This window comes from Terriglobia bacterium (genome assembly GCA_036496425.1).
Classification (GTDB): domain Bacteria; phylum Acidobacteriota; class Terriglobia; order 20CM-2-55-15; family 20CM-2-55-15; genus 20CM-2-55-15.
The window spans coordinates 1-4,825 of sequence record DASXLG010000246.1 but is presented as its reverse complement, the minus strand read 5'-3'; the positions used below and the strand labels follow the sequence as shown (position 1 = coordinate 4,825).

Annotated in this window: 5 protein-coding genes; 3 read left to right on the top strand and 2 right to left on the bottom strand. The window is 60.0% G+C overall.

Annotated features, from left to right (window positions below):
• The 3 genes from VGK48_17350 to VGK48_17340 form a co-directional block, all read left to right on the top strand.
• Positions 1-913 (top strand): HAMP domain-containing sensor histidine kinase (locus VGK48_17350; protein HEY2382945.1); only part of this gene is annotated, 913 nt, incomplete at its 5' end.
• A gap of 45 nt (positions 914-958) precedes the next feature.
• Positions 959-2,098 (top strand): carboxylesterase family protein, encoded by a 1,140-nt coding sequence (locus VGK48_17345; GenBank protein ID HEY2382944.1) that lies wholly within the window; start codon positions 959-961, stop codon positions 2,096-2,098.
• A complete protein-coding gene (locus tag VGK48_17340) occupies positions 2,077-2,421 on the top strand; it encodes a YciI family protein (GenBank protein HEY2382943.1) in 345 nt (114 codons plus the stop codon). Before VGK48_17345 ends, VGK48_17340 begins: the two co-directional genes overlap by 22 nt.
• 82 nt (positions 2,422-2,503) lie before the next feature.
• On the opposite strand, the gene lpxD is transcribed toward VGK48_17340, so the two are convergent.
• The gene (gene lpxD / locus VGK48_17335) at positions 2,504-3,478 is read right to left on the bottom strand and encodes a UDP-3-O-(3-hydroxymyristoyl)glucosamine N-acyltransferase (protein HEY2382942.1); all 975 of its coding nucleotides are present in this window, start codon (positions 3,476-3,478) and stop codon (positions 2,504-2,506) included.
• The coding region (gene hemG, locus VGK48_17330; GenBank protein HEY2382941.1) for a protoporphyrinogen oxidase at positions 3,475-4,825 on the bottom strand (1,351 nt) is incomplete at its 5' end. The genes lpxD and hemG, both read right to left, overlap by 4 nt.

Here is a 4,825-nt window from a genome sequence, read left to right as displayed (position 1 = left end):
AAAGTTTGAAGCCATCGATGAAGATGCAGGGAAGTTGATTGAAGTGAATCAACGCGGGGCCGAAAATGCAATTACTGAAATTCGGGCTCTGCAGCGCAGATCCCTGCTCACTCTCGGAGGCATTACTCTGGGCGGAACGGTTCTTGCTTTGTTTCTGGCAGGGTGGGTGATACGGATCGTGCGGCGGAAGGACGACGAGATTGCACGGGGCACGTTGCTTCTGGAAGAACGCAATCGCGAGCTTGACGCCTTTGCCGGCCGCGTCGCGCACGACCTCCGCGGTCCTCTGAATGCAGTCCAGCTTTCAACCTTCAGGCTCTCTCAAGCCCAGGCTGCAGAGCGTGAAACACTCGAGGTTCTTCAGCGTGCCGTCGGCCGTATGGACGCCCTGATTCAGGACCTGCTTGCCCTTTCACGTGTCGATGCTCAAGTGGAGGAACCTATTGCTTTGACGAACATGATGGTCGTGACGCTTCAGGAGGAACTGATACCGAAAGTTCGAAGCGTCAATGGAACCCTCCGAATCGATCTGCAGACTTCGTCCATACGAGTCAGCGAGACTCTTTTGCGTCAAGTGCTGATGAATCTCGGCGAAAATGCCGTCAAATACCGGCGTTCCGGTGTGCAGCTTCAAATCGAGATACTGGGCCGCGAAGCCGACTCATGGTACGAACTTCGCGTTTCCGACAATGGCGCCGGAATATCGCGTGAGGAGATGACACACATCTTCGAACCTTTCTTCCGCGCAGCAAAGGTACGCTCCCTTCCCGGAACCGGCCTCGGTCTTTCCATAGTCAAACGCGTGATCGACGCATGTGGCGGCACCATCTCAGTCGCCTCCGAATTGGACGAAGGCACAACGTTCGATCTGAAGTTGCCTCTTGCGCCGGCGGCACAGCGGCGTGCCGGTTGACGAATCCTTGTGATAAAGTCACGGAACTCAGACAGGGAGGCCATTATGAGTTCCGATTGGAAGAGTGATTTATGGTTTGCGGCAGCCGCAGTGATCGCGATTGCCGTTATTGCTGCGCCCGCAGCGCAAGCGCAGGTGCCGCCGGACGTCGCGGCTCAACTCCGTCAGATCGGAACGGGTGTCTGCGTTCCTGAAACGGCAAAACTGTACAAGCCGCTGCAGCCGATGCCGCCGTCCAGCGGAGTGACAGTGATGCGCGATATTCCTTACGCGCAGGACCCAAGGACGATCATGGACCTGTTCGCTCCTGAGAAGGGCGGCGGAGGCCGTCCCGTTCTGATCTACGTATCGGGCGGAGGCGGGGACAAGAAAGTAAACGGGCCGGATGGCGGTCCCTTCTACGACAACATCATGTACTGGGCTCTGAAAAACGGCATGGTCGGCGTGAACATGCAACGGCGCGGCGGATTTGGAGGCGGCGCAGCGTGGGACGCGCCGGCGAAAGATGTCGGGCTCGTCGTGGCGTGGGTTCGCCAGAACATCAAAAAATATAAAGGAAACCCGAACCGCATCTTCCTCTGGGCGGATTCGGCCGGCAACGGGCCGGTCAGCACGTATGCGGGGCATACGGAAATCGCTGGAGCCGACGGCGCAGCAGTCAAAGGCATCGTTTTGATGTCGTCGCCGAATTTCAACATTCTGCCCGAAACCGTTCCTCAGGGCAGTGCCGCCACGCAAATCGCGGCGACCGCGAGTCTCAGCAGAAATTGCGGCCGGCCGGCAGGTGAAGCAAGAGGCGGCCGCGGTCCGGCGCCCGGCGGCGGAGCAGCTCCAGGCGGAGTAGCTCCCGGAGCCGGCGGTGCCCGTCAGGGCGGAGGCCGAGGCGCAGCTGCTGGACGCGGCAGCGCGCCGGCTGTCGATCAGGCCACGCAGTTGGCCCGTTCCAACCTTCCAGGGCTGGCCAAGGGAAAGATCGCCGTGTTTCTCGGCTGGGGAGAGCTGGATTCCTCCAATATTCTTGCGTTTGACTACGCCCTGAAAGACGCGTTGTGCAAGGCCGGCCGCTGTCCCACCACCGCGGAACTGATCAAAGACCACAGCCATGTCTCGCTCGTATTCTCGCCGAATACGGCAGACGATTCCGTGACAGGGCCGATACTCAAGTGGATGAAAAGCGTGAAGTAGCGCCCGGCAGGAAGCTGAGGATAGACATGCTGTTTATTGTGCAATTCGAAGATAAACCGGGCACTGGCGAGTTGCGGCAGAAACTTCTGGAAGAGCATTTCGCTTTTCTGGACAGCCGCAAAGATAAGGTGCTCGTCGCCGGATCCGTTCGTGAGCTGCCGTCAGATCGGCCCATTGGTGGACTGTGGATCGTCGAAGCTGAAAATGAAGCCGAAGTGCGCGACCTGTTCAAAGACGATCCATTCTGGGTGAACGAGCTGCGCGCAAGTGTGCGCATCAACCGCTGGGTCAAGGCGTTTCCCGATCGCAAGACACCGGTCTAGCGCGTGGCCCACTCCCCTCCTGACCTCAGCAGGGGAGTGGCCGCATCCCACCGATTGATTCACAGCTCCCAGGGCCGCGCCCTTACTTTTTGACCTGCCTGGAAAGATAAGCCTGTTCGAGCAGGAACTGCCGCAACGGTCGGACCGGTGTTCCCCAAAGCACTTCTCCGCCGGCACGAATGTGTTTGCCGTTCAGCACGCCGCCCTGACCGCCGATGATGGCGTTGCTGTCGATGGTGGCATGCTCGCCGATGCCGACCTGGCCGCCGACGAGGCAGTTTGCTCCCAGCGTCGAGCTTCCGGAAATCCCGGTCTGGGCCGCGATCAACGTGTATTCCCCGATCTCCACGTTATGCGCGATCTGGATCAGGTTATCGAGTTTCACTCCGCGCCGGATGATCGTTGTTTCGAGCGATCCTCTGTCGATGCAGGTGTTCGCGCCGATTTCCACATCGTCTTCGATAACGACTTTGCCGACCTGCGGGAACTTGATGTGACCTTTGCCGTCCCTGACAAAGCCGAACCCATCGGCGCCGACTACGGCTCCGGCGTGGACAATCACGCGGTTTCCGATCTCGACATCTTTATATATAACGACGCGCGGGTAGACTGTGCAGTGCTCACCGATTTTACTGGCTCGGCCGACGTAACATCCCGCTTCGATGACGGTGGAGTTGCCGATGGCGGCGCCGCTCTCGATCACAGCGCCGGCTCCGATTTTCACGCGATCGCCAATCACCGCATCCGGAGCGACAGTGGCGCTGGGATGGATGCTCCAGTCGTTCGATTCGTCCGCAAGCAACCATGCGGCGGCACGGGCAAACGCCAGTTTGGGATTTTTGGCGAGAATGAGGGTCTTACCTGAAAATTGCCCGGATCCGACGATGATACAGCCGGCTTTCGTTGCCTCAACGCCGTCTTGATATTTCTCCTCCGCGTAACTCAAGTCTGCCTGCCCTGCGTTCTTCAAGCTGGCAACGGATTCGACGGCAGCCTGGCCGTTTCCGCGAAGTTCTCCGCCGACGTACTCGGCGATTTCCTGAGCGGTTCGCTTCATTTTTTTCTCCCAAGGTGTTCGGCGATCGCGTGAGCCGTCCGGTCGCCCTGTTCGATACACGCCGGGACCGAGACCCCTTCAAGATAGTTCGAAGCCAGGAATACGCCTGGCGTCTTTTTCAGTTCGTCCTGGACGGCGCGAACCCAGTGCTCATGTCCGATGTTATATTGCGGGATCGCGCGCGCGTGGCGGCACAACGCGATGGGTTCCGGCATCTCCGAGCTTTCCAGCGCGGCCTTGAGTTCCGGACACACCGTCTCCCAGACCCGTATGTCGGGCCAGTCGACCGCTTCCGGCTCGAAAGCGCCTCCCACAAAGCAGGTCAGCAGCTCGCGGCCTTTCGCCGCCCGTCCCGGAAAAAGCGCGGAGTTGAAGAGAGTCCCTAGAATCCGCAGGCCTTGATTCCGGGGCACCAGGAAACCGAAACCATTCAGCGGTTGCTTGAAAGCGAAATCCGGGATCGAGACGGCCGCAATAACCATCGGCGCGTATTCAACGCGCCGCAGCAGCGTCGAAAGCTGTTTGTTCTTCGCCTCAAACAGACCGCTCGCGGCGGCGGCCGGCGTGGCGACGACCGTTACCGGCGCCATATCCAATCCCGCGTTTGTGACGTTGTACTGAATGTTCAGCTGTTCCGCCATCCGTCGCGGCAAGGTTTCGAGACCATCCGAAAATGAGAAGACGCTTCCTTTCGGTTTCGGGCGGGACTGGCCCGAGTCCGCAGGCTTCTTGCGGCCGCCCATGCTCTTCAGGAATGCCGCGGCGAGGCTGCCGTGCCGGCGCTCCATCTCGAGGATTTTGGGAAACGCGGCCGCAATGCTGAGTTTCGCGGTGTCGCCGGCGAAGATTCCCGTCAATGCGGGGCTGACCAGCCGGTCGTGCACTTGCCGGCCGACACGCCGTATGAAGAAATCGCGCACCGATTCATTGTCCGGCGATTTCGTGCGGACGAAAGGCTCGCGCAGAGCGCGCAAGATTCCGGAGGCCGTGAGCGGTCCGAAGGGCACTTTGCGCAGTTTTTCATCCCAGAAGACAAACCGTGGAGCGTTTGGCGTGGGTGTCAGGATGTCATCCCAGAGACCGGCTTCATCCGCCAGCCGAAGTGCGGCCGGGACGGACTGCAGAGCGTTCGGTCCCCACTCGATCTGATAGTCCCCGATCTTTTCGCTTCGGATGACGCCGCCGGGGCGCGAGCTCTGCTCGAGGATGACCGACTCGATTCCGAGCTTCTTTAACGTCCAGGCGCACGAAAGCCCGCTGATCCCTGCGCCGATGATGACGACGTCGGACATTATGCGCCCATCCTGCGACATGGCGTGTGAGCGACCCCCTGCCGGCCGCTTCGCG